Annotated in this window: 27 protein-coding genes; 25 read left to right on the top strand and 2 right to left on the bottom strand. The window is 68.7% G+C overall.

Annotation, left to right across the window (positions count from 1 at the left end; all coding sequences use genetic code 11):
- The first annotated feature begins 44 nt into the window (after nt 1–44).
- From AKG07_RS18150 to AKG07_RS16805, 6 genes are all read left to right on the top strand, one after another.
- A complete protein-coding gene (locus AKG07_RS18150; protein WP_233277293.1) occupies nt 45–353 on the top strand; it encodes a hypothetical protein in 309 nt (102 codons plus the stop codon).
- Complete coding sequence (locus tag AKG07_RS16785) at nt 350–1,543, top strand: M20 metallopeptidase family protein (protein WP_053098930.1); 1,194 nt, start codon at nt 350–352, stop codon at nt 1,541–1,543. The genes AKG07_RS18150 and AKG07_RS16785 overlap by 4 nt, the downstream gene beginning before the upstream one ends.
- Nucleotides 1,544–1,702: 159 nt before the next feature.
- A complete protein-coding gene (locus AKG07_RS16790) occupies nt 1,703–2,170 on the top strand; it encodes an Asp23/Gls24 family envelope stress response protein (protein WP_082298078.1) in 468 nt (155 codons plus the stop codon).
- A 123-nt stretch (nt 2,171–2,293) separates the two neighbouring features.
- Nucleotides 2,294–2,860 (top strand): RNA polymerase sigma factor, encoded by a 567-nt coding sequence (locus AKG07_RS16795; protein WP_053098931.1) that lies wholly within the window; start codon nt 2,294–2,296, stop codon nt 2,858–2,860.
- The gene (locus tag AKG07_RS16800; protein WP_053098932.1) at nt 2,857–3,480 is read left to right on the top strand and encodes an Asp23/Gls24 family envelope stress response protein; all 624 of its coding nucleotides are present in this window, start codon (nt 2,857–2,859) and stop codon (nt 3,478–3,480) included. The genes AKG07_RS16795 and AKG07_RS16800 overlap by 4 nt, the downstream gene beginning before the upstream one ends.
- The gene (locus tag AKG07_RS16805) at nt 3,477–3,830 is read left to right on the top strand and encodes a hypothetical protein (RefSeq protein WP_053098933.1); all 354 of its coding nucleotides are present in this window, start codon (nt 3,477–3,479) and stop codon (nt 3,828–3,830) included. The genes AKG07_RS16800 and AKG07_RS16805 overlap by 4 nt, the downstream gene beginning before the upstream one ends.
- A gap of 85 nt (nt 3,831–3,915) precedes the next feature.
- Here the strand turns inward: AKG07_RS16805 and AKG07_RS16810 are convergent, their stop codons facing one another.
- Nucleotides 3,916–4,761 carry an SDR family oxidoreductase gene (locus AKG07_RS16810; protein WP_053098934.1) on the bottom strand — a complete coding sequence of 282 codons (846 nt, stop codon included), beginning with the start codon at nt 4,759–4,761 and terminating at the stop codon, nt 3,916–3,918.
- Nucleotides 4,762–4,855: 94 nt separating this feature from the next.
- On the opposite strand from AKG07_RS16810, the gene AKG07_RS16815 reads away from it, so the two are divergent.
- The 8 genes from AKG07_RS16815 (at nt 4,856) to glmM (ending at nt 12,253) form a co-directional block, all read left to right on the top strand.
- On the top strand, nt 4,856–5,230 hold the full coding sequence (locus tag AKG07_RS16815; protein WP_053098935.1) for a winged helix-turn-helix transcriptional regulator: 375 nt from the start codon (nt 4,856–4,858) through the stop codon (nt 5,228–5,230).
- A 90-nt stretch (nt 5,231–5,320) separates the two neighbouring features.
- Nucleotides 5,321–6,859 (top strand): APC family permease, encoded by a 1,539-nt coding sequence (locus AKG07_RS16820; protein WP_053098936.1) that lies wholly within the window; start codon nt 5,321–5,323, stop codon nt 6,857–6,859.
- A 55-nt stretch (nt 6,860–6,914) separates the two neighbouring features.
- Nucleotides 6,915–7,763, top strand: a complete 849-nt coding sequence (gene truA / locus AKG07_RS16825; protein ID WP_053098937.1) for a tRNA pseudouridine(38-40) synthase TruA — start codon at nt 6,915–6,917, stop codon at nt 7,761–7,763.
- On the top strand, nt 7,760–9,055 hold the full coding sequence (locus AKG07_RS16830; protein WP_171821986.1) for a hypothetical protein: 1,296 nt from the start codon (nt 7,760–7,762) through the stop codon (nt 9,053–9,055). Before truA ends, AKG07_RS16830 begins: the two co-directional genes overlap by 4 nt.
- A gap of 19 nt (nt 9,056–9,074) precedes the next feature.
- Nucleotides 9,075–9,743: an endonuclease/exonuclease/phosphatase family protein gene (locus tag AKG07_RS16835; RefSeq protein WP_053098939.1), complete on the top strand. Its 669-nt coding sequence runs from the start codon at nt 9,075–9,077 to the stop codon at nt 9,741–9,743.
- A 177-nt stretch (nt 9,744–9,920) separates the two neighbouring features.
- Nucleotides 9,921–10,367, top strand: a complete 447-nt coding sequence (rplM, locus tag AKG07_RS16840; protein ID WP_045253410.1) for a 50S ribosomal protein L13 — start codon at nt 9,921–9,923, stop codon at nt 10,365–10,367.
- A gap of 27 nt (nt 10,368–10,394) precedes the next feature.
- On the top strand, nt 10,395–10,880 hold the full coding sequence (gene rpsI / locus AKG07_RS16845; protein WP_042539158.1) for a 30S ribosomal protein S9: 486 nt from the start codon (nt 10,395–10,397) through the stop codon (nt 10,878–10,880).
- 14 nt (nt 10,881–10,894) lie between these two features.
- Entirely contained in the window at nt 10,895–12,253 is a 1,359-nt protein-coding gene (glmM, locus tag AKG07_RS16850) for a phosphoglucosamine mutase (RefSeq protein WP_053098940.1), read from the top strand.
- Nucleotides 12,254–12,287: 34 nt separating this feature from the next.
- On the opposite strand, the gene AKG07_RS16855 is transcribed toward glmM, so the two are convergent.
- Complete coding sequence (locus tag AKG07_RS16855; RefSeq protein ID WP_053098941.1) at nt 12,288–13,232, bottom strand: Ppx/GppA phosphatase family protein; 945 nt, start codon at nt 13,230–13,232, stop codon at nt 12,288–12,290.
- Nucleotides 13,233–13,268: 36 nt separating this feature from the next.
- On the opposite strand from AKG07_RS16855, the gene coaA reads away from it, so the two are divergent.
- The 11 genes from coaA to AKG07_RS16910 all read left to right on the top strand — a co-directional run bounded on the left by coaA (nt 13,269) and on the right by AKG07_RS16910 (nt 23,183).
- Nucleotides 13,269–14,213 carry a type I pantothenate kinase gene (gene coaA, locus AKG07_RS16860; protein WP_053098942.1) on the top strand — a complete coding sequence of 315 codons (945 nt, stop codon included), beginning with the start codon at nt 13,269–13,271 and terminating at the stop codon, nt 14,211–14,213.
- A gap of 56 nt (nt 14,214–14,269) precedes the next feature.
- Nucleotides 14,270–16,117 carry a glutamine--fructose-6-phosphate transaminase (isomerizing) gene (gene glmS / locus AKG07_RS16865; RefSeq protein WP_053098943.1) on the top strand — a complete coding sequence of 616 codons (1,848 nt, stop codon included), beginning with the start codon at nt 14,270–14,272 and terminating at the stop codon, nt 16,115–16,117.
- A gap of 111 nt (nt 16,118–16,228) precedes the next feature.
- On the top strand, nt 16,229–16,588 hold the full coding sequence (locus AKG07_RS16870; RefSeq protein WP_053098944.1) for a holo-ACP synthase: 360 nt from the start codon (nt 16,229–16,231) through the stop codon (nt 16,586–16,588).
- Nucleotides 16,585–17,691: an alanine racemase gene (alr, locus tag AKG07_RS16875; protein WP_053098945.1), complete on the top strand. Its 1,107-nt coding sequence runs from the start codon at nt 16,585–16,587 to the stop codon at nt 17,689–17,691. Before AKG07_RS16870 ends, alr begins: the two co-directional genes overlap by 4 nt.
- Nucleotides 17,688–18,185: a tRNA (adenosine(37)-N6)-threonylcarbamoyltransferase complex ATPase subunit type 1 TsaE gene (gene tsaE, locus AKG07_RS16880; RefSeq protein WP_053098946.1), complete on the top strand. Its 498-nt coding sequence runs from the start codon at nt 17,688–17,690 to the stop codon at nt 18,183–18,185. The genes alr and tsaE overlap by 4 nt, the downstream gene beginning before the upstream one ends.
- A 20-nt stretch (nt 18,186–18,205) precedes the next feature.
- On the top strand, nt 18,206–18,829 hold the full coding sequence (tsaB, locus tag AKG07_RS16885; RefSeq protein WP_053098947.1) for a tRNA (adenosine(37)-N6)-threonylcarbamoyltransferase complex dimerization subunit type 1 TsaB: 624 nt from the start codon (nt 18,206–18,208) through the stop codon (nt 18,827–18,829).
- Complete coding sequence (gene rimI / locus AKG07_RS16890) at nt 18,826–19,332, top strand: ribosomal protein S18-alanine N-acetyltransferase (RefSeq protein WP_053098948.1); 507 nt, start codon at nt 18,826–18,828, stop codon at nt 19,330–19,332. The genes tsaB and rimI overlap by 4 nt, the downstream gene beginning before the upstream one ends.
- Nucleotides 19,329–20,399 (top strand): tRNA (adenosine(37)-N6)-threonylcarbamoyltransferase complex transferase subunit TsaD, encoded by a 1,071-nt coding sequence (tsaD, locus tag AKG07_RS16895; RefSeq protein ID WP_053098949.1) that lies wholly within the window; start codon nt 19,329–19,331, stop codon nt 20,397–20,399. Before rimI ends, tsaD begins: the two co-directional genes overlap by 4 nt.
- On the top strand, nt 20,399–20,911 hold the full coding sequence (locus AKG07_RS16900) for a hypothetical protein (RefSeq protein ID WP_053098950.1): 513 nt from the start codon (nt 20,399–20,401) through the stop codon (nt 20,909–20,911). Before tsaD ends, AKG07_RS16900 begins: the two co-directional genes overlap by 1 nt.
- 3 nt (nt 20,912–20,914) lie before the next feature.
- Entirely contained in the window at nt 20,915–21,976 is a 1,062-nt protein-coding gene (locus AKG07_RS16905; RefSeq protein ID WP_053098951.1) for a hypothetical protein, read from the top strand.
- On the top strand, nt 21,960–23,183 hold the full coding sequence (locus tag AKG07_RS16910; RefSeq protein ID WP_053098952.1) for a hypothetical protein: 1,224 nt from the start codon (nt 21,960–21,962) through the stop codon (nt 23,181–23,183). The genes AKG07_RS16905 and AKG07_RS16910 overlap by 17 nt, the downstream gene beginning before the upstream one ends.
- Nucleotides 23,184–23,195 lie beyond the last annotated feature (12 nt).

Here is a 23,195-nt window from a genome sequence, read left to right on the forward strand (position 1 = left end):
GCACTCTGAACCTAAGAGTGCACTGTGAGCTCCGTGCTCCGATCGTGTCGGTATGGGCTTCCTCCTCGGAGTTCTCCCCGCGCTCGTCGCCGAACTGGCCCCGAGCGATTCGACCCGGGATCGCGGCCGGGGTCTACAACTCGCTGCGCACCCTCGGAGGGTCGGCTGCCGGCGCGGTGTTCGCCGTGCTGCTCGCGGGCTTCACCGCATCCGGATCCCTCAGCTCGTCGATCGGCGGTTACATCACCATCTGGAGCGTCTGCGCCGGCGCGTTCATCATCTCCGCCCTCGCGCTCGCATTCATGCGGATGCCGCGCCTCACCGACTCCTCCGCACGAAAGGCCCACTCGTGAGCGCCCCCGATTTCGCGGCCGATGCCGTCGCGATCCTGCCCGACCTGGTCGCCCTGCGACGAGCTCTGCACGCCGACCCCGAGCTCGGACTCGACCTGCCGCGCACGCAGCAGAAGGTTCTCGACGCGCTCGAAGGACTGCCCCTCGAGATCACCACCGGCACGCGCACCACCTCGGTCGTGGCGGTTCTGCGCGGAGGGCGGCCGGGGCCCGCGGTGCTGCTGCGCGGTGACATGGACGCCCTGCCGATCGAGGAGACGACCGGTCTGGAGTTCGCCTCCACCAACGGCACCATGCACGCGTGCGGGCACGACCTGCACACCGCGGGCCTCGTGGGCGCGGCGAGGCTTCTCTCGGAGAGACGCGACGAGCTGCACGGCTCGGTGATCTTCATGTTCCAGCCGGGGGAGGAGGGACACGGGGGCGCGAAGGTCATGATCGAGGAGGGGCTGCTCGACGCGGCCGGTGAACGTCCGGTCGCCGCGTACGCGATCCATGTCGCACCCGGTCCGCGCGGCCTCTTCGCGACGAGGAGCGGAGCGGTGGCCGCAGGATCCAACCAGCTCTTCGTGACGGTCGACGGCAGGGGAGGGCACGGTTCGCAGCCTCATCAGACGCTCGATCCGGTGCCCGCCGCGGCCGAGATCGTGCTGGCGCTCCAGAGCTTCGTGACGCGGCGGTTCGATGCCTTCGATCCCGTGGTGCTGTCGGTGACCCGGCTCTCGACGGGTGAGGGAGCGGTCAACGTCATCCCCGAGCAGGTCGAGCTCGCTGCGACCGTCCGCAACATGTCGCCCGCGTCGCTCGCGACCCTCCAGGAGGGGCTGCCTCGGGTGATCGAGGGGGTGGCGGCCGCGCACGGCCTCACCGCCGACGTGCGCTTCGACACGATGTATCCGGTGACCGTGAACGACCCCGCAGAGACGGCCGAGACCGTCGACGTGCTGCAGGGTGTCTTCGGCGAGCAGCGCGTCGTCATCATGCCGACGCCGATGATGGGATCAGAGGACTTCGCCTTCGTCCTCGACGAGGTGCCCGGCACGTTCATCGCGCTGATGACCTCGCCGCCCGACGCGGACCCGAGCACGATCGAGTGGAACCACTCGCCGAGGGTGCTGTTCGACGACGCGGTGCTCGGCGACCAGGCTGCGGCGCTGGCATCCGTCGCATTCGCCCGCACGGCTCGCTGACGTCCCCTCTCAGCGGAGGCCGCTCCCCGTCGGGGAGCGGCCTCCGTCATGAATGACGACCAATTTGTGACGAATCGTTCGTAGCATCCGTCTTAGTGGTGTCGCTGCACTGCGGCCCTCCCCGCAGGGGATCGGAACACACTGACGAAGGAGCACATGATGGCGAACGTCTCGAACGCACAGCAGCCCAAGGTCCAGGTCGCCCCGGCAGGTTCGACCGTCGCCTCGACGGGTGCGACGATCATCGAGAACGGCGTGGTCGCGAAGATCGCGGGAATCGCGGCTCGCGAGGTTCCCGGTGTGTACGCGCTCGGTGGCGGAGCCGCTCGCGCCGTCGGAGCCATCCGTGATGCTCTCAACTCCACCGACCTGACCCAGGGTGTCAGCGTCGAAGTGGGCGAGACGCAGGTCGCGGTCGACGTGACGATCGTCGCCGAGTACCCGGCATCGTTGCAGAAGGTCGCAGACGATGTCCGCGCGGCGATCTCCGTCGCGATGAGCGAGTTCGTCGGCAAGCAGGCGGTCGAGGTCAACGTCACCATCAACGACGTCCACATCCCCTCCGATGACGCGTCGGACGACGTCGTCGCCGCCGCCGACGACGCCGTGGAGACGCGTGTCCTGTGATCCATCGAGATGCGAACGAGTGATCGGATCAGCATCTCGTGACCTCGTGATCGGGTCGATGATCCGATCCGATCACGGGTCCGCTCCGAATCTATTCGGGGGAATGGAAAAGGGAGTCGACGCATGGCTGGGGAACGCTTTCGCTCTGCACTCGAGCAGGCGGACGACCGGATCGTCGCCGGTCGGGCGATGGATGGGGACGTCGCCGCATTCGCGGTGCTGGTGCGCAGGTACACGCCGATGATGCGCGCGTACACGCAGCGGATGCTGAACGCCTCGGCCGATGTCGACGACATCGTCCAGGAGACGTTCGTGACCGCGTGGCAGCGGTTCTCCGAACTGGACGACCCCGCGAAGGTCAAGAGCTGGCTGATGCGCATCGTGAGCCGCAAGGCGGTGGATCGCATCCGCGCACAGCGACCGATGATCGACGTCGACGACGTTGAGCAGGCCGCGCCGCCGCAGGGTGCTCCGGCGCGCGTCGTCGAGGCCCGCGCGGGGATCGAGGCGCTGGGGGCGGCGTTGCAGGAGCTGCCGGCCGCCCAGCGAGAGTGCTGGGTGCTCAGGGAGATGGGCGGGTACTCGTACGACGAGATCGCCGCCGAGCTCGACATATCGGTGTCGACGGCGCGTGGCCTTCTCGCCAGAGCCCGCAAATTCATGATCGTGCGAATGGAGGCCTGGCGATGAGCGATGATCAGGCGACCCCCGACGTCCGTCAGCTCGGTCTCGAACCGGGCGATCTCGACGGGCACACGCTCGAAGAGCTGAGCGACTATCTCGAAGCAGGGAGGGTTCCCCTCGACCCGTCGATCGAGGGCTCGCCGGGATGCCAGCTCGCTCTCGACGCACTCGAGCGGCTGCACGGCCTCGGCGGTCAGCTGATCGACGCCGATGCCGCCGCCATGCCCGAGGTCGATGACAGCTGGGTCGATCGCATCCTCTCGGGCATCGCCCTGGACGCCCGCGCCGGGCGTCGGATCCCGTTCGCAGAGACCGACCCCGCGGTCGACTTCGGAATCACCGAGGGGGCAGTCCGGGGCCTCATCCGCTCGGCGGAGAACGCTGTGCCCGGCATTCTGGTCGGGCGGTCGACACTCGACGGCGACGTCACCGCCGTGGGCGAGCCGATCCGCATCGCGATCGAGGTCAACGCCGTCTACGGCGAGTCGATCCCGCAGGCGGTGGACCGGCTCCGCGAAGAGGTCGCCGAGCGTCTGCGGCGGCAGACGTCCCTCACGGTGACCGCGATCGACGTCACCGTGCGGGACATCCAGAGAATCAGCAGCGCGGCGGAGGAGACACCATGAGCGTTACCGATCCCACGGGACTCGCTGAGAGGATCGAGGCGGCCGTGCTGGCCACCCCGGGTGTGCGCAGCGTCTACCGGGCGGGCTCACTGGTGTCGAATCTCGTCGGAGAAGGTGCGGTCGCGATCGGCATCAGCCGGGTCGACGAGCCGCTCGTGGCGGTTCGCGTCGCCGACGAGGGCGTCGTGGTCGAGGCATCGCTCGGCATCGAGTACTCGGCGAGTGCCGTCGAGCTGCTGCAGGACGTCCGCGGGGCCTTGGAGAAGGTCCTGGCGGAGGACGGGCTGGGGTCCGTCGAGATCGTGCTCACGATCGCGTATGTCCATCCTCGGGAGGCATCGTCGGACTGAGTCCGCGTGAGCGCGCTGAGGCGCCGGTCCTGGGTGAGGATCGGCGCCTCCTGGTGGGGCGGTCGGCCGGATGCCGAACGGCGGATCAGGCGATGGCGCGCAGGCCCTCGACGAGAGGCGTCGTGGGACGGCCGATGAGGCGCGCGAGCGTGCCGTCCGACTCGGAGAGCGCGCCCGACGCGATGCCGGCATCCAGAGCGACGACGAAGCCCGCCGTGCCCTCGTCGAGACCGGCCGCCTGGAGTCCGGCGAGCTGCTCGTCGGCCGTGAGCGGCTGATAGGTCACGTCGCGGCCGGAGAGCTCCGCGATCGCGGCTGCGAGCTGGGTGTAGTCCCACGCGACGTCGCCGCCGAGTTCATACACCTGCCCGATGTGACCGTCTTCGAGCAGCACGACGGCTGCGGCCTCGGCGAAGTCCTTGCGGCTGGCCGACGCGACGCGGCCGTCGCCGGCTCCGGAGGCGAGCACTCCGGTCTCGGCTGCACGGGCGAGGTCAGCGGCGTAGTTCTCGGTGTACCAGTTGTTGCGCAGGATGACTGCCGGGAGACCGGACGCCGTGATGAGCTCCTCGGTGGCCTTGTGTTCGGGGGCGAGCACGAGATCGCTCGTCGTGGCCTTCGGAGCGCTGGTGTAGACGAACTTCGTGACACCGGCGGACCGGGCGGCGTCGATGACCGCCTGGTGCTGCGCGACGCGCTGCCCGACCTCGGAACCCGAGATCAGCAGGACGCTGTCCACGCCCTCGAGGGCGGAGGTGACGGAGGAGGGGTCGGTGTAGTCGAGCCGCGCGACCCGCACGCCGAGATCCTCGGCCTTCGCGACATCGCGGGCGCCGGCGATGATCGACTGCGGGTCGGCGCCGCGCTCGAGGAGGCTGGCGATGACGAGGCGTCCGAGGTTGCCGGTCGCACCGGTGACGAGGATGGTCATGGGGTGTCCTTTCGTAGGTGACAGAGGCGATAACCTGGCCACCGTGTCGGAACATTCCATACTGCGGGTACCCACTTTGAAGTAAGGTACCTACATGACGGTTAGTTATGCACAGATCCGCGAGTCGACTCCGCAGATCTTCGAGCCGGGATGCAGCACCCGCGTCATCCTCGACCACGTGATGAGCAAGTGGGGCGTGCTCGTGCTCTCGTCCCTCTCCGACGGCACCCATCGCTGGGGCGAACTGCGCCGCGAGGTCGGCGGCATCAGCGAGAAGATGCTCGCCTCGACCCTGCGAACCCTCGCCGACGACGGGCTGGTGCGTCGTGAGTCCTTCCCGACGGTGCCTCCGCACGTCGAGTACAGCCTGACTCCTCTCGGGCGGGATCTCATGGGGCGGATGCTGCCGCTCGTCGAGTGGGTCGCCGACCACGCCGACGGAATGATCGTTCGTGACTCACTCGACTGATTCCGTCGCTCAGTTGCGCAGACGCCCACGGAATCCGTCGGTATAAGAAAAGGATTGACGCGATATACGCGGTACCCGTATGTTCTGAGCATGTCAGCTACGACGCCGATCCATCTCGAACGCCCCGACGGCAAGGGCCTGGCCGCCGGCACCCTCGGTCTGTGGGGCTCGACCGTCATCGGCCTGGCCTCGACGGCCCCCGTCTACTCACTCGTCGCGACGCTCGGCTATGTGGTGCTGGCCGTCGGAGCTCAGGCACCGATCGCGTTCATCATCGCGTTCGTGCCGATGCTGCTGATCGCCTTCGCCTACCGTGAGCTGAACAACGCCGTCCCCGACTGCGGCACCACGTTCACGTGGGGGACGAAGGCGTTCGGTCCCTGGGTCGGCTGGATGGGCGGTTGGGGGGTCGCAGTCGCCGGCATGGTGGTGCTCGCCAACCTCGCCCAGATCGCATCGGTCTACTTCTGGTCCCTGATCGGGTTCGATCTCGAGAACAACGACTGGCGGATCGTCCTCGTCGCTGTGCTGTTCATCGCCGCGATGACCTGGGTCAGCTGGCGCGGCGTCGAGATCGGTGAGCGCATCCAGAACGTTCTGCTGGGCATCCAGTACCTCGCCCTGGCGATCTTCGTCGTCGCCGCTCTCTGGCAGTTCTTCGCGGGTACCGCCCCCAACCCGACGCCGTTCGAGATGGAATGGCTGAACCCGTTCGCGTTCACCAGCTGGCCCGGATTCACCGAGTCGATCCTGCTCGCTCTCTTCATCTACTGGGGCTGGGACACGTGCCTCGCGCTCAACGAGGAGACCAAGGATCCCAAGAAGATCCCCGGCCGCGCGGCGCTGCTGACGACCGTCATCCTCCTCGTCACCTACGTCGGCGTCACGATCGCCGCGATGATGTACGCCGGTCTCGGGTCGGAGGGCACCGGGCTCGGCAACGAGGCCAACGCCGACGACTTCTTCCTGGCGATCAAGGACGGCCTGCTCGGCCCGTTCGGCTGGGTGCTCGTGGTCGCCGTCGTGCTCTCGGCCATCTCGTCGACGCAGACCACGATCCTCCCCACCGCCCGCGGCACCCTCGCGATGGGCGTGTACCGCGCTCTGCCGGCGAAGTTCAAGGACGTGCACCCGACCTACAAGACTCCGTCCTTCTCGACCATCGTCATGGGGGTCGTGGCCATCGCGTACTACATCGGCATGACCCTGATCAGCGACGACATCCTCCAGGACTCAATCCTGTCGCTCGGTCTGGCGATCGCGTTCTACTACGCCATCACCGGGTTCGCCTGCGCCTGGTACTTCCGCAAGGATCTCACCCGCTCGGCGCGCGACTTCCTCTTCAAGGGGCTGTTCCCGGTGCTGGGCGCGGCCATGCTCACCTGGGCCTTCGTGCAGTCGGCGATCGACATGTGGGACGTGGACTACGGCTACACGGTGCTCTTCGGCATCGGCGGCACCTTCGTGATCGGCATCGGAGCGCTCGCGTTCGGCCTCGTGCTCATGTTCGTCTGGTACCTGTTCCCGCGGTCGAAGAGGTTCTTCCGCGGCGAGAGCCTCAACCGCGACACCCAGGTGATGGTGCCCGACGAGCCGGGCCTGATCCGCTCGATCGACGGCGGCATCTGAGCTGCGGCATCCTGTCCGAGCCGGATCGCGCGCGGGTACGCCCTAGGCTTTATCCGTGCGCATCCGGCTCGACATCGCCTACGACGGCACCCACTTCCGCGGGTGGGCCAAGCAGCCCACCCTGCGCACAGTGCAGGGGACTCTCGAGGCCGCGCTTGCTCGCATCGTCGGCTCCGAGGTGCAGTTCGTCGTCGCAGGACGGACGGATGCCGGGGTCCACGCCCTGGGTCAGGTCGCGCACGTCGACCTCGACGAGGAGCAGTGGGCCCGCATCGAGTCGCGTCAGGGTCGTGCGCCGCAGGACCCTGCGGCGTCGATCGCGCGACGGATGAGGGGAGTGCTCGGCGCCTACCCCGATGCGACCGTCACGCGCTCGTCCATCGCTCCCGATGGATTCGACGCCCGATTCTCTGCGGTCTGGCGGCGTTACCGCTACCGTCTCGCCGACTCGACGGCGGGGTACGACCCTCTTCGACGCCACGACACGACCGCGCACCGCGGCGTTCTCGACGACCAGGCGATGGATGCCGCGGCGCGGACGCTCATCGGACTCCACGATTTCGCGGCCTACTGCAAACCTCGTGAGGAGGCCACGACGATCCGGACGCTCCTCGACTACCGCTGGTCGAGGGACGCCGAGGGTGTGCTGGTCGCCGAGGTGAAGGCCGACGCGTTCTGCCACAGCATGGTGCGGGCCCTCGTCGGCGCGTGTGTCGCCGTGGGGGAAGGGCGTCTCGACATCGACGATCTGGTCGTGCTGCGCGACGCGCTCACCCGCACCAGCGAGTTCAAGGTCCTGGCGGCGCGGGGACTCACGCTCACCGAGGTCGGCTATCCCGCCGACGATCTGCTGTCGACCAGGGCGGAGCAGACGCGCGCCCGTCGTGACGGCACGAGCGCATGAGTCGGCTGGCTGCGATGTTCGTCGAAGTCACCTCGCCGGGCTGGGCGTTCTGGCGAGCGCTGGTCGACACCTGCATCGGGCTGATCGTCGGCACGCTCTACACGTTCGTCGGCATCATCGTGGTCGGCATCGTGGGGGAGGAGGCGCTGTCGTCCCTGTACTGGCAGATCGACCTCGACCCTCTGTTCCGAGCGAGCATGGGCGTCTTCCTGCTCGCGGCTGCGCTGCTGGCAGCTCTCGTCCCCGTCGTCGTGGTCGCCGAACGCTTCGCGGCACTGCGCGCCGTCGAAGCCGCTGCGCTCGAGAACCCGGATGCCGTGCCGCAGCACTCCCTGCGCCAGACGCTGCAGGCGTCGCCGGCCGCACTCCTGCAGAAGACCGGCACGGTGGTGTTCTGGTGCGTGGTGGGACTCGGCGCCCTCTTCGCGCTGGGGGTGCTCTTCACGGAAGATCTCCGTGAGGATGCGGTGAGCTGGGTCGCGCTCCTCGTCATCGCCGTGCTGGCCGCCGGCGCCGCGGCGGTGCGACGACTCGGGCGACGAGCCGTCGAGCGCGTTGGGCCGCGGATGAGCACGCAGTGGAGCCGGTGGAAGCGGCTGGTGCCGCTCGCGGAAAGGCGCGACGCCGACCGCAGGGACGCGGCGATGCGCACCGTCGTGCCCCGCTGGCTCGCGGTGCCGAGCGCGCGGACCGTCGGCCGGATCGCGAAGTTCCTGCTGACGGCGACGCTCCTCTCGCTCGCGGCCTTCATGCTGTCGGTGTTCATGCGACAGCAGTGCCGCACCTGCGACCCGGTCTACTGGGACGAGCCCATCGAGAACGGCATCGATGTGCTGAGCCTGACCAGCGGCGCAGCGATCGCGATGTGCGCCGCCCTCGGCATCGTCGCCTGGCTCGGGGGAGTCGTCCTGCAGTTCTCGCGCGAGCGCGCGCTGGTGCGGTGGGTCTCGGACGGCGTGCCGCGTCGCGTCGACACGAGCCTGGTCGAGTCCCTGCTCTCGGGCAATCGGTCGATGGTCCGGCTGCAGATCGGTCTGTCCGTGGTCGGGGCGGGTGCTCTCATCGTGGGCACCGGCGCGATCTGGGCGGACTGGACGGCGATGGACGCACGGTGGCCCCTTGTCGCCGCCGTCGTGCTGATCGCCTCGGGCTTCGTCATCGGCTGGGCGGATTCGAGCCGACGTCGCAGAGAGCGCCAACTCGCGCGGGATGCACTGTTCCCCGGCGACGTCGGACGCCGCGGCGACGCGACGACGCGAGGGCGGGCGATTGCCACCGGAATCCAAGACTGACGCACTACCGTGAAGTGCGATGAAGGTCATCTCGTACAACTTGCAGAAGCACCGCGCCGCAGGAGAGCTCGCGGCGCTGGCCTCGACGCACGATCCTGACATCCTGTGCCTGCAGGAGTGCGATGTCGCGGACCTGCCGGAGACCATCGGAGACCTCACCCTCGCGGATGCGACGCAGGGCAACCGGCTGGGACTCGCGATGTTCTATCGCGCGAGCGAGTTCCACCTGCAGGGCATCCGCACGATCGAGCTGAAGAAGTCGCTGCACGACCGCATCGCCAAGCCCGCGCACGAGCGGGTCCTGGGCGCACGGCTGCGGGACATCGACGCGGGGCGCGAGTTCATCGCCGCGTCGTTCCATGCGGCGCCGCTCACGGCCCTGAACTCCCTGCGGCGGCATCAGATCCGGGCGGCGCTCACCGAGCTGGCGACGCTCGGCGAGGGACTGCCGCAGCTGATGGTCGGCGACTACAACTACCCCGTGTTCAAGGAGAACCTCGGTCAGACGATCCGCGAACACGGATACGCGCTGACACTGAGCGACGATCACACCTACACCCGGTACCGCGTGTTCCGCGGCCACTACGACTTCGCCACCTCTGTCGGCTTCGAGATCCAGCGGGTCACCACGCTCCCGCAGGGGATGAGCGACCACCGTCCGATCCTGGTGACGACCCGCTTCGACTGACCGCCGACCGGCCCGGTTTGGGAGAACGCTCGGAATGACGTAAGCTGTCACTTTGGTACTCGACTGCCGAGTGCCACGAACGTGAGCCCTCCACTGGCGTGTTCCTCCCTGTAGGGAAGAACCACCCCGGAGTGGGATTCACGAACTTCTCCGTTCGAACAAGAAAGCAGCACTATCGTGACGCGCACTTACACCCCTAAGGCCGGCGAGGTCCAGCGTGACTGGGTCGTCATCGACGCCACTGACGTCGTTCTCGGCCGTCTGGCCTCGCACGCCGCTACGCTCCTGCGTGGCAAGCACAAGCCCACCTTCGCCAACCACATCGACTCGGGTGACTTCGTCATCATCGTGAACGCCGACAAGGTCGCGCTCACCGGTCAGAAGCTCCAGAAGAAGCTGGCCTACCGCCACTCGGGTTACCCGGGCGGCCTGAAGTCGGTCACCTACGCCGAGCTCATGGAGAAGAACCCGGTCCGTGCTGTCGAGAAGGCCATCCGTGGCATGCTCCCCAAGAACAGCATCGGCCGTCAGCAGCTGTCGAAGCTCAAGGTCTACGTCGGTGGAGAGCACCCGCACGCCGCTCAGCAGCCGAAGACGTACACCCTCGACCAGGTCGCCCAGTAAGCGCCGTAAAGACTTAAGGACATACTCGTGGCTGACATCCAGGACACCACCGAAAACCCCCAGAACTTCTCGACGTCGACTCCCGAGACCGACGCAGTCGAGGCGGCTCCCCGCCCCGTGCTGAGCGTCCCGGGTGCCGCTGTCGGCCGTCGCAAGCAGGCCATCGCCCGCGTGCGTCTCGTCCCCGGCTCGGGAACGATCACGGTCAACGGCCGCACGCTCGAGGACTACTTCCCGAACAAGCTGCACCAGCAGCTGATCAACGACCCGTTCACCATCCTCAACCTCGCCGGCGGCTACGACGTCATCGCGCGCATCTCGGGCGGTGGCCCCTCGGGCCAGGCCGGTGCACTGCGTCTCGGCATCGCTCGTTCGCTCAACGGCATCGACGAGGAGAACAACCGTCCGACCCTGAAGAAGGCCGGCTTCCTGTCGCGCGATGCTCGCGTCAAGGAGCGTAAGAAGGCTGGACTCAAGAAGGCCCGCAAGGCGCCTCAGTACTCGAAGCGTTAAGGTCCACCGCTCCGATGCCGATCTTTGGCACGGACGGCGTGCGAGGGCTTGCCAATGGCATCCTCACCGCCGACCTCGCGCTCACCCTGGCCCAGGCGACTGCTGTCGTCCTGGGCCAGGGCCGTACTGCGGAGGCTCGTAAAGCCGAAGGCAAGCGACTCACTGCAGTCGTGGCCCGCGACCCCCGGGTCTCCGGTCACTTCCTGACAGCTGCCGTCTCCGCAGGACTCGCATCCTCCGGCGTCGACGTGCTCGAGGCCGGAGTGATCCCGACGCCGGCTCTCGCGTTCCTCGTCGCCGACCGCGACGCCGACTTCGGTGTGATGATCTCGGCCTCGCACAACGCGGCACCCGACAACGGGATCAAGATCTTCGCCCGCGGCGGCGTAAAGCTGCCCGATGTCGTCGAGCAGCGGATCGAAGAGGCCATGGCCGGCGAGAAGCTGCGTCCGACCGGTGCCGGCGTGGGCAGGATCATCCGATTCTCCGACGCCGAAGACCGCTACGTCGTCCACCTGCTCGGCTCGCTGCCGAACCGGCTCAACGGCATCAAGGTCGTGCTCGACTGCGCCCACGGCGCCGCATCCGGCGTCTCGCCGGAGACCTTCCGCGATGCCGGGGCCGATGTCACCGTGATCGGTGCCGATCCGGACGGCTGGAACATCAACGACGGCGTCGGTTCGACGCACCTCGACCAGCTCGCCGAGGCTGTCGTCCGTCTCGGTGCCGACATCGGGATCGCGCATGACGGCGATGCCGATCGATGCCTGGCTGTCGACGCTCAGGGCAACGTCATCGACGGCGATCAGATCATGGCGATCCTCGCGGTCGCGATGAAGGAACGCGGTCACCTCACCGACGACACCCTCGTCGCCACCGTGATGAGCAATCTCGGTCTGCACATCGCCATGCGCGAGCAGGGGATCACGGTTCGACAGACCGCGGTGGGCGACCGCTACGTCCTCGAGGACATGAACCGGGGCGGCTACGCCCTGGGCGGAGAGCAGTCCGGACACGTCATCATGAGCGAGTTCGCGACCACCGGTGACGGTCTGCTCACAGGGCTCCACCTCGTCGCCGAGATGGCGCGCCAGAACAAGACGATCGCCGAGCTCGCGAGCGTGATGACCGTCTACCCGCAGGTGCTGATCAACGTCCGCGACGTCGACAAGGACGCGCTCGAGTCCGATGCCGTCGTGCAGCAGGCCGTTCGCGAGGTCGCAGCCGAACTCGGCGAGACGGGCCGGGTGCTCCTGCGCAAGTCGGGCACCGAGGCGCTCGTCCGAGTCATGGTCGAGGCGCCGGATGCGGAATCCGCGCAGTCGTACGCGGACCGCCTCGTCGATGTGGTGCGGGAGCGCCTCTCCCTCTGAACCGTCGAGCGCGCCGTGCGGCACCGACCCCTGGTCAGTCGCGCGGCGCGCTCCAGTTCAACTGCTCGATGTATCTCAGCAGCACGCCCTCGCGCAGAGCCCACGGCGACACTTCGAGCTCGTCGACGTCGAGCGCCGTCATGGCCGTGTGCAGCGATACCGCGGCGGCGACGATCTGGAACGTGCGATCCGCCGTGATCCCGGGCAGCTCCTGCCGCGCGGAAGCGGGCAGGCGAGCGAGTCGAGGGATCCACGATCCCAGCGCTGCTCGCGGCAGCACCATGCGCTGGATCCCCGACCAGCCGGGAACCGGATAGCCGGCCAGTCGAGCCAGAGATCGGATCGCCTTCGAGGAGCCGACGACGTGATCGGGCCGCGGGAGCGCGGTGAATCGGGGAAGCACCTCGGCAAGGGTGGCGCTCGCGTGCTCGCGAAGCCGCTCGACGTCGTCTTCGCCCGGCGGGTCCTGCGGAAGGAACTGCACGGTCATCCGACCGGCTCCGAGTGGGACGGATGCCGCGGCGTCGGGAAGCTCGTCACCGCCCGCCGCGACCTCGAGCGATCCGCCGCCGATGTCGAGGAGAAGGAGCTGGCCGGCCGACCAGCCGAACCAGCGCCGAACGGCGAGGAAGGTGAGTTCGGCCTCGGTCTCTCCATCGAGCACCTGCAGAGGCTGGCCGAGGGCGGCTTCGATGCGGGCGATCACGTCGGCACCGTTCCGGGCGTCGCGCACCGCACTCGTCGCGGTGGCGAGCAGCTCATCGACCCGCTCGGCTTCCGCGACCGCGCGCGCCTGGGCCACGGCCGCTTCGAGTGCGCGCACCCCCTCTTCCGAGATCGATCCGTCATCCGTGAGGTAGCGCATCAGGCGCAGGACGGTGCGGTCGCTGGTGGTCGCCAGCGGCCTGCCGCCGGGCCGGACATCGGCGGCGAGCATGTGGACGGTGTTGGAACCGATGTCGAGTACTCCCAGGCGCACGGATAGAGACTACTCGTGCGCCGTTACGATGTATCCGTGACCACCGCCGACCCCACGCTGCCGCTGTCTCCGTATCGCGAGATCGGGCGCGATGAATGGGCGCGATTGGCGGCGGGACTCGACCAGCCGCTCACCGAGACCGAGGTCGTCGAACTCCGGGGCATCGGCGACCGGCTCGACCTCGCCGAGGTGCGCGAGGTCTATCTGCCGCTCAGTCGACTGCTGAGCCTCTACGCGACGGCCACCAAGCGTCTGGGCGCCGCGACCAGCTCGTTCCTTCAGGAGGACGATTCCACGACCCCGTTCGTGGTCGGAGTCGCCGGCTCCGTCGCCGTCGGAAAGTCGACGATCGCCCGTCTGCTGCGCGAGCTGATGAGCCGCTGGCCGGGCACCCCTCGCGTCGAGCTCGTGACGACGGACGGGTTCCTGTATTCGAATGCCGAGCTCGAGCGCAGGGGGCTGATGGAGCGCAAGGGTTTTCCGGAGTCCTACGACCGGAGGGCGCTGCTCGAGTTCCTCACCGAGGTGAAGAGCGGTGCGGCAGAGGTGCGGGCGCCGTTCTACTCGCACATGCGCTACGACATCGTCCCCGACGCCCATGTGGTCGTCCGTCGCCCCGACGTCGTGATCGTCGAGGGCCTGAACGTCCTCCAGCCGCCGCCCGCCCCCAATGACGTGGCCGTCAGCGACCTCTTCGACTTCTCGATCTTCGTCGACGCCGACACCTCGCACATCGAGAAGTGGTACGTCGATCGGTTCCTCGCACTGCGCCAGGGCGCGTTCTCGAATCCCTCGTCCTACTTCAACGTCTTCGCCCACCTGACCGATGACGAGGCGATCACGACGGCTCTCGGCTATTGGAACGAGATCAACATGCCGAACCTGGTCGAGAACGTGATGCCGACCAAGCATCGCGCGCGTCTCGTGCTCAACAAGGGCGTCGACCACAGCGTCGAGAGCGTGCTCCTGCGGAAGCTCTGACCGGTCGGCTATTTCGTTCGGAACCTTCGCAAAAAGCCCGCCTTACTCTTGACGACATGTGTGGAATCGTCGGATACGTGGGCCCGCGGCCCAGCCAGGACATCCTGCTCGCAGGCCTCGCCCGTCTCGAGTACCGCGGGTATGACTCCGCGGGTGTCGCCGTCATCGACGGCGACGGTTCCCTCGGGATGCGCAAGAAGGCGGGAAAGCTCGCCATGCTGCGCGATTCGCTGAAGGATGCCGAGCTTTCGGACGGCAACACGGGCATCGGGCATACCCGCTGGGCCACCCACGGTGGGCCCACCGACGAGAATGCGCACCCGCATCTCGCCGATGACGACAAGCTCGCCGTGATCCACAACGGCATCATCGAGAACTTCGCCTCGCTCCGCGACGAGCTGCTCGCCGATGGCGTCAGCTTCCGCAGCGAGACCGACACCGAGGTCGCTGCCGCGCTGCTCGGCCGCGAGTACCGCAACAACGGCGGAGACCTGCAGGGCGCGTTCCGCGCCGTCGTCAACCGCCTCGAGGGCGCTTTCACCCTGCTCGCGATGCATCAGGACCACCCGGGCCTGGTCGTGGGTGCTCGCCGCAACTCGCCCCTGGTGATCGGCCTCGGCGAGGGTGAGAACTTCCTCGGTTCCGACGTCGCCGCGTTCATCGAGCACACCCGCAAGGCACTGGCCATCGGCCAGGACCAGATCGTCTCGATCACCCCGGACGCCGTCACCGTCACCGACTTCGCCGGCACGCCTGTCGAGGCCGAGCCGTTCGACGTCTCGTGGGACGCCGCCGCCGCCGAGAAGGGCGGCTGGTCGAGCTTCATGGCCAAGGAGGTCGCCGAGCAGCCCGAGGCGGTCGCCAACACGATCCGTGGCCGCATCCAGGGCGACCAGGTCGTGATCCCCGAGCTCGACGGGCTCGACGACCTGTTCCTCGGCATCAACCGCATCATCATCACCGCCTGCGGTACGGCCGCGTACTCGGCGCTCGTCGGCAAGTACGCGATCGAGCAGTGGGCGCGGGTCCCCGTCGACGTCGAGCTCGCGCACGAGTTCCGCTACCGCGACCCGGTGATCGGCGACGACACCCTCGTGATCTCGATCAGCCAGTCCGGCGAGACGATGGACACGTTGATGGCCGTCAAGTACGCGAGGGAGCGCGGCGCGCGCACCCTCTCCATCTGCAACACGCAGGGTGCGACGATCCCTCGCGAGTCCGATGCGGTGGTCTACACCCACGCCGGGCCCGAGGTCGCAGTGGCGTCGACGAAAGCCTTCTCGGCGCAGATCACCGCTCTGCTGCTGCTCGGCCTGCACGTGGGGCGCGTGCGCGGCTCCGTCCAGGATGCGTCGGTCGACGTCGCCGAGCTCACCGCACTTCCCGAGAAGATCGCCAAGGTCCTCGAGAGCGAGCAGGAGCATGTCACCCAGCTCGCGAGCTGGATGGCCGACACTCGTTCGGTGCTGTTCCTCGGTCGCCACGTGGGCTTCCCGATCGCACTCGAAGGCGCGCTGAAGCTCAAGGAGATCTCGTACATCCACGCGGAGGGCTTCGCCGCCGGCGAGCTGAAGCACGGCCCGATCGCACTGATCGAGCCCGGACAGCCCGTCTTCGTGCTGGTGCCTTCGCCTCGACACTCGGCTGTGGTCCACTCCAAGGTCGTCTCGAACATCCAGGAGATCCGTGCTCGCGGAGCTCGGGTGATCGTGGTGGCGGAAGAGGGCGATGCGGCCGTGCTGCCGTTCGCCGACGAAGTCATCCGCATCCCGCTCGCCGGCGCGATGTTCGAGCCGCTGCTCGCTGTCGTCCCGCTGCAGATCTTCGCGATGGCGCTCGCCACGGCCAAGGGGCTCGACGTCGACCAGCCGCGCAACCTCGCCAAGTCCGTCACCGTCGAGTAAGCGTCGTCGGCCTCCGGAGGCGGCTCGTCGAGACACGTCACCCGTCCGGGGCACGGGCACCGTGCAGAGGCTGGGCCGACCGATTCGGGATGCCGCGACTAGGCTGAACTGGTGATCATCGGGACCGGCATCGACCTCGTGGACATCCCGCGGTTCGAGCGGACGATGGAGCGCACGCCGCGGCTTCGGGAGCGGCTGTTCGCGCCGGGGGAGCGGGGTCTCAGACTGCCGTCGCTCGCCGCGCGCTATGCCGCGAAGGAAGCCCTGATCAAGACGCTCGGCGGCTCTGACGGCGTGCACTGGATCGAGATCGAGATCGCCTCCGAGGCATCCGGCCGCCCGCATTTCGTGCTCTCCGGTTCCACCGCCGACGTCGTCGCAGAGCGCGGGATCACCCGATTGCACCTGACCCTCACCCATGACGCGGGGCTCGCCGCAGCGTTCGTGGTCGCCGAAGGAGAGCCGCTGTGACCGTTCCGTTCCGCGAAGCCCGCATCGAGCTGGATGCCATCAGCGACAACGTCCGCCATTTCCGCAGACTCACCGGCGTGCAGGTCATCGCCGTCGTGAAGGCGAACGCCTACGGCCACGGGGCTGCCGCGACTGCCGTCGCCGCCCTCGCCGGGGGTGCCACTCGTCTGGGGGTCGCCGAGATCCCTGAGGCGCTCGAACTCCGTCGTCAGGGCATCACCGCTCCGATCGTCGCCTGGCTGCACGCGCCGGGCGAGCGTTTCGACCAGGCTGCGGCGCACGACATCGAGGTGGGAATCTCGTCGTTCGACCAGCTCGAAGCGGCGGGAGCGGTCGCCTCGGTCGACCGCCCGGTCGGCGTGCACCTCAAGTTCGAGACCGGGCTGTCGCGCAACGGCATCGCCCCGGCGGACTGGCGTCGTGTGCTCGCCGAAGCCGCGCGCCTCGAACGCATCGGGCGGCTGCGCATCGTCGGGCTCTTCAGCCACCTCTCGAACACGTCGCCCCAGGACGACCGGGCGGCACTCGCGAAGTTCGAGGAGGCGGTCACGGCGGCGGCGTCGTTCGGCATCCATCCCGAGATCCGGCACATCGCGGCGACAGCGGCCGCGATCGACCTGCCGGAGATGCGTCTGGATGCCGTGCGCATCGGCATCGGTATCTACGGCCTCTCGCCGTTCGATGACCGCTCTTCTGCGGAGCTGGGGCTTCGCCCGGCCATGACGCTGCGGGGGGCGATCGCCGCCGTCCGCCGCGTGCCGGCCGGCGCCGGGGTGTCGTACGGATACGACCACCGCACCTCCCGCGACACGACGCTGGTGCTCGTCCCGCTGGGATACGCCGACGGCGTGCCGCGCCACGCATCCGGGCGCCTGCCCGTATCGATCGCCGGGCGCCGATACACGAACGTCGGCCGCATCGCCATGGACCAGTTCGTCGTGGACGTCGGGGACGCCCCGGTGTCGATCGGCGACGAGGTCGTGCTGTTCGGCGACCCGACGCTCGGCGTGCCCTCGGCATCGGAGTGGGCGAACGCCGCATCGACCATCGACTACGAGATCGTGACGCGCATCGGCGCCCGTGTTCCCCGGCGGTCGGCATGAGCGTCGACCCGTCCTTCCTGGGGCGCCGCGAGATCGAGACCTCGGACGCGATGGAGCAGCTCGGCTTCCGCATCGGCGAGCAGCTCGAAGCGGGCGACCTGCTGATCCTCACCGGCCCGCTCGGCGCAGGCAAGACGACGTTCACCCGCGGACTCGCGGAGGGTCTGGGCGTACGCGGCCCCGTGCAGAGCCCCACCTTCGTGATCGCCCGCACGCACCCCTCGCTCGTCGGACGCGCGCCGCTCGTGCACGTCGACGCCTACCGGCTCGGCTCAGGGGCAGAGCTCGACGATCTCGACCTCGACCTCGCACGATCGGTCGTGGTGATCGAGTGGGGACGCGGGATGGCCGAGGACCTGGCCGAGACCTGGTGGGACATCGAGCTGGAGCGTCCCGTCGGCGGTGACGACGAGCTCGACCCCTCGGAGCTTGACGCCGACGCACCGCGGCACGTGTCGATCACGCGTGGCGGACGCTCAGCGATCACCGGCTGAACGACGACTACCCTGGAGAGGTGATCCTCGCCGTCGACACCTCCCTGGGCACCGCCGTCGCCCTCATCGACGATGACGGCACGCGTCTGTCAGACGCCTCGGCCGCCGATCCGCTCCGTCACGCGGAGGTCATCGGCGAGCTGCTCGTGCGGGCCCTCGACGCGTCCGGATCAGGCCCGATCGATCATGTGGTGGCCGGTATGGGCCCGGGGCCGTTCACCGGACTCCGCATCGGCATCGCGACGGCACGCACGTTCGCGCTGGGGCGTGGCATCCCCGTCGTCCCCGTGCCGAGCCACTTCGCCGCAGCGCTCACGGCCGTCGAGCATCACGCCGTGACCGGGCCGTTCGCCATCGTGACGGACGCCCGCCGCCGAGAGGTCGCCATCACCGTCTTCGACGGAACGGATGCCGACGGCATCCCGCACGTCATCACCGACACCGTGCTGGTCGCACGCGTCGACGCCGACGAGCACCTCCAGGGGATCCGCCGTATCGATGTGGAGACGCTGTCGGGCGTCGATCTGGCTCGCGTGGGCGCGAGGGCGTTGGCTGCCGGGCGCACACTCGCGGGCACCGAGCCGATCTATCTGCGTCAGCCCGACGTCACCGTGCCGGGAGCGCCCAAGAAGGTGGGGTCATGACGCTGCGCGACGCGACGCCAGACGATCTCGACGCCATCATGGCGATAGAGCACCGCTCGTTCCCCACCGACGCGTGGAGCTCGGAGGCGATGGCCCTGGAGCTCGCGAGCCCGCACGGACGCTATCTGGTCGACGAGCAGGACGGCGCGATCATCGGCTACGGCGGAGTCCGTGCACTGCAGGGGTCGAGTGACGCCGACATCCAGACCATCGCGTTCGACGTCGAGCACCGCGGTCGCGGCCGCGGCCGGGCGCTTCTGCGGTCCCTTCTCGATGCCGCGGTGGAACGCGGAGCCAGAGAGGTCTTCCTCGAGGTGCGGGCAGACAACCCCGGTGCCGAGGGGCTGTACCGCTCGGAGGGGTTCGAGGAGATCGGACGTCGCCCCCGCTACTACCAGCCCGACGACGTCGACGCGATCGTGATGCGCCTCGCCCTGCAGCATCCGCGCTCCGAGCATCGAGATGAGACGGCGTCGGATGCCGCGAAGGAGGCGACCTCATGACCGAGCCGCTGGTGCTGGGCATCGAGACGAGCTGCGACGAGACCGGCATCGGGATCGTCCGCGGACGCAGGCTGCTCTCGAACACGATCGCGTCGAGCATGGACGAGCACGCCCGCTACGGCGGAGTGGTTCCCGAGGTCGCCGCCCGTGCCCATCTCGAGGCCCTGCAACCCTCGATCGACGCCGCCCTGGCCGAGGCCGGGGTGCGGCTCGGCGACCTCGACGCGGTGGCCGTCACGAGCGGACCCGGCCTCGCGGGAGCGCTCATGGTCGGCGTCGGTGCCGCCAAGGGTCTGGCGGTGTCGCTCGACAAGCCGCTGTACGCGGTCAATCACCTGGTCGGACACATCGCCGCGGACATCCTGACTCCCGACTCCGAGCCGCTGGAGTACCCGACGATCGCGCTGCTGGTATCGGGCGGGCACACCTCGCTGCTGCACGTGCGCGATCTCACGACCGACGTCGAGATGCTGGGCGAGACCATGGACGATGCCGCGGGGGAGGCATTCGACAAGGTCGCCCGACTGCTGTCGCTGCCGTACCCCGGCGGACCCGAGATCGATCGAGCGGCACTCGACGGAGATCCGAACGCGATCCGCTTCCCTCGAGGCCTTTCGCGCGCCTCCGACCTCGCGAAGCACCGTTACGACTTCTCCTTCTCCGGGCTCAAGACCGCTGTCGCGCGCTGGGTCGAGCGCTGCGAGGCAGACGGCGTTCCCGTGCCAGTAGCCGACGTCGCCGCGAGCTTCCGTGAGGCGGTCGTCGATGTGCTCGTGACGAAGGCGCTCGCCGCGTGCGCAGACCTCGGCGTGCCCCGCCTGCTGCTCGGTGGAGGAGTGATCGCCAACCGACGACTCCGCGAGGTCGCCCTCGCGAGGGCGGAGAAGGCCGGCGTGACGGTGCGCATCCCGCCGTTGTCGCTGTGCACCGACAACGGTGCGATGATCGCGGCGCTCGCCGCGGAGCTCATCGCGTCCGGCCGTCGCCCGTCGACGCTGGCGTTCGGAGCCGACTCGACGCTTCCCGTCACCGAGATCCAGGTCGACGAGCGCGTCGCGGTGATGTGATGAGCGACGTGCCTCGCACTCCGGATCGGGCGGGTGCAGAACCGGGGCCCGCCTCGAGTGCCGCGGTGCCGCCGACCAGGATCGAGCGCCCGAGCGGCGAGGTCGAGCACCCGGCGGGGTCGGCACGCATACCTGGGTCGCGCCGCGAGGGATACACGAAGCTCCCCACCGGCCCGGTCGGAGTCGAGCCGGTGGTCGTCACGGGGCCAGTCGCCGAGGACATCGGTCGGGAGAGCGACTGGGAGCCGGCGACGGGCACGTCCGCCGTGGACGACACCCGCCTCGCTCCCTGGGCGCTGATGGCGGCGGTCGTCGCCTTGGCCGCGTCGTTCTTCGTCGGTTGGGGCATCCCGATCGCCATCGTCGCCGTGATCGCGTCGATCATGTCGCTGCGCCGACCGGTCGAGAGCCGCGCCATCGCTCGTTGGGCGCTCGTTCTCGGTCTGTGTGCGACCGTCTACAGCCTCGGCTGGCTCGTCTGGGCCGGGATGCAGTTCGAGAGACTCGGATAGCCGATGCTCGACGCGGACCGATCCGTCGAGCTGCGCGCGCTCGAGGCGCGGGCGTACGGCCGTGCGGGGGCGTTGAGCGCGGCGGATGCAGCGCGGCTGCGCGAGCTGGAATCCACGAAGACGCGTCTGGCGGGGCCGCCGGCGACGAGAAGTCCGGAGACGCGTGCGCCGGACCCTGCGCAGGCTCCGCGGGGCGTTGCCGAGGAGGAGGGGAGCGCGTCACCTGCCGACCCGGTCGTGGACGTCGAGCGCCAGGGCGAGTCCCCGCTCATCGCGCTGCGACACCATCGGCGTCTCGCGGTCGCGGTCGCCACGGCCTTCGCGGTCACCGGCCTCGCGCTGGGCTGGCTTCTCTTCACCGACCGGGGTCCCGCGCCGATGCAGCTCAGCGCCCAGCAGGAGGAGTGGCAGAGCGCGATCGTCGCATCGGGGGACTTCGACCCGGGGTCGGTGCGGGCCATGGCGGAGGAAGAAGGCGTCGTGATCTGGTTCGCGACGAAGAACGAGAGCGCTGACGTGTGCCTGGTGCTCGGACACGAGGACGCGACGGCTCCCGCGTGCACGACGCGGGAGCAGGCCGTGGTCCAGGGCGTGAATGCCACTCTCACGAAACCTGTGAGCCAGAGTCAGACTTACGACGTCGAGGCGCAGATGTTCCTCACGCCGGCCGGCGAGCCGGCGGTCGTCACCCGCGGCTACATCACCTCGCCGCAGTCCACGGCGATGTTCGCCAGCCCCGACGAGGCGGAGGCGGCGACCGCCCTCGCCGAGCGGACGGGACTGGACCGGCGGACGATCCTGGTCGCCGGCTACGACGACGACGTGCCGATCTGGACGGGGATCGACATGTCCACGCAGAGGTACTGTCTCGTCTACGACGGGTCGATGCCCGACCCTCCGATGGCTTGCGATGACAGCATCATGCTCGCCGACGCGGACAGGACGCTCGTGCTCGACGTCGTGGGTGAGGGGAAGACGACCCGCTACGAGTACCGGTTCGGCTACGGTCAGCAGTACCTGACCGTGACGAAGGGCTGGGAGGGCGACGATGCTGCAGGAGAGTGACTCTGCCGAGCTGCGCGGGCTGCAGGTCAAAGCGTACGGCCGCGACGGTGGCCTGACCGAGGCCGAGGCGGCGAGGCTGAGAGAGCTCGAATCGCTGCGCGGCGAGCCTGGCAGGCCTGACCGGGTCGACCCTGGCCCGCGTGACCGGGTCGACGCGCCGGTCGGGCAGGGACCGGCCCACGAGCCGCCGACGTCGGAGAAACCGTTCCGTGACGGTCGGGCACCCGTCGCCGACGCTTCCCCCAGCGCTCCCGACGAACACGCGGACGACGGACGCCGGTCTGCCGAGACCGGAGGCCTCCGCGCCGCATTCCGTCAGCACTGGAAGGCGGTCGCCGCGGCATCCGCACTTCTGCTCGTGATCGGTCTCGGCACCGGCTGGGCGCTCTTCGGGCGTTCCGGCGATGCCGTCGCGTTGACTTCCGCGCAGCAGGAGCGGCGTGCGGAATTGCAGGCCGAGGGCGGGTTCGACCCGGGCAGTCTGCGCGCGATCGGACAGGACGAGGACGCCCTCGTCTGGTACGCGACGAAGGACGACGGCGAGACGGTGTGCCTGACGCTCGACGCCGCCGACAAGTCGGCGGATCAGTGCCAGCCCGCGGCCGATCTCGATAACGGGAACGGCATCGGCCTGAACGCGAGCGTCGCGGTGCCGGGGGAGGGGGACGAGGGCCTCGAGGAGATCTGGGCATCCGCCGCGCGAGCGATGAACGGGGAGGTCGTCGGCATCATCCAGCGATGGCGTTCGGACGAGAACTCCTGGCTGTCGCAGTTCCAGGGCGACGAGCGGGAACGCGCCGAGCAGCTGGTCGAGGAGGGTTTCGAAGAGTTCTCCTTCTCGGTCGTCGGGTACTTCCGCGATGCCCCGGTCTGGCGCGCACAGCGCGTCGAGAGCGACGACATCCAGGACTGCCTCATCGTCGATGCCGTCAAGGCCGTCGAATGCCGCCCGGCGAGCGAGGGACAATCGTCGGCGGACGTCATCGAGGTCGCCGGAACCATCGTGGACGAGGCCGGAGGGATGATCTCCGACTGGAGCGTGCGTCTCGCGTACACGTTGAACGGCATGCCCTACCTCGTGGTGTCCGGAGACAGCACGACGGCGACGGCAGAGCAGACGGTGAGGCCCGGTGAGACACTCGAGCTCGGCGGCGAATACCAGGATCCGATCCAGGTCGACATCCCGTCCGACGACTCCGAGGGCTAGGCGCCGGGGAGA

This window comes from Microbacterium sp. CGR1 (assembly GCF_001266755.1).
GTDB lineage: Bacteria > Actinomycetota > Actinomycetes > Actinomycetales > Microbacteriaceae > Microbacterium.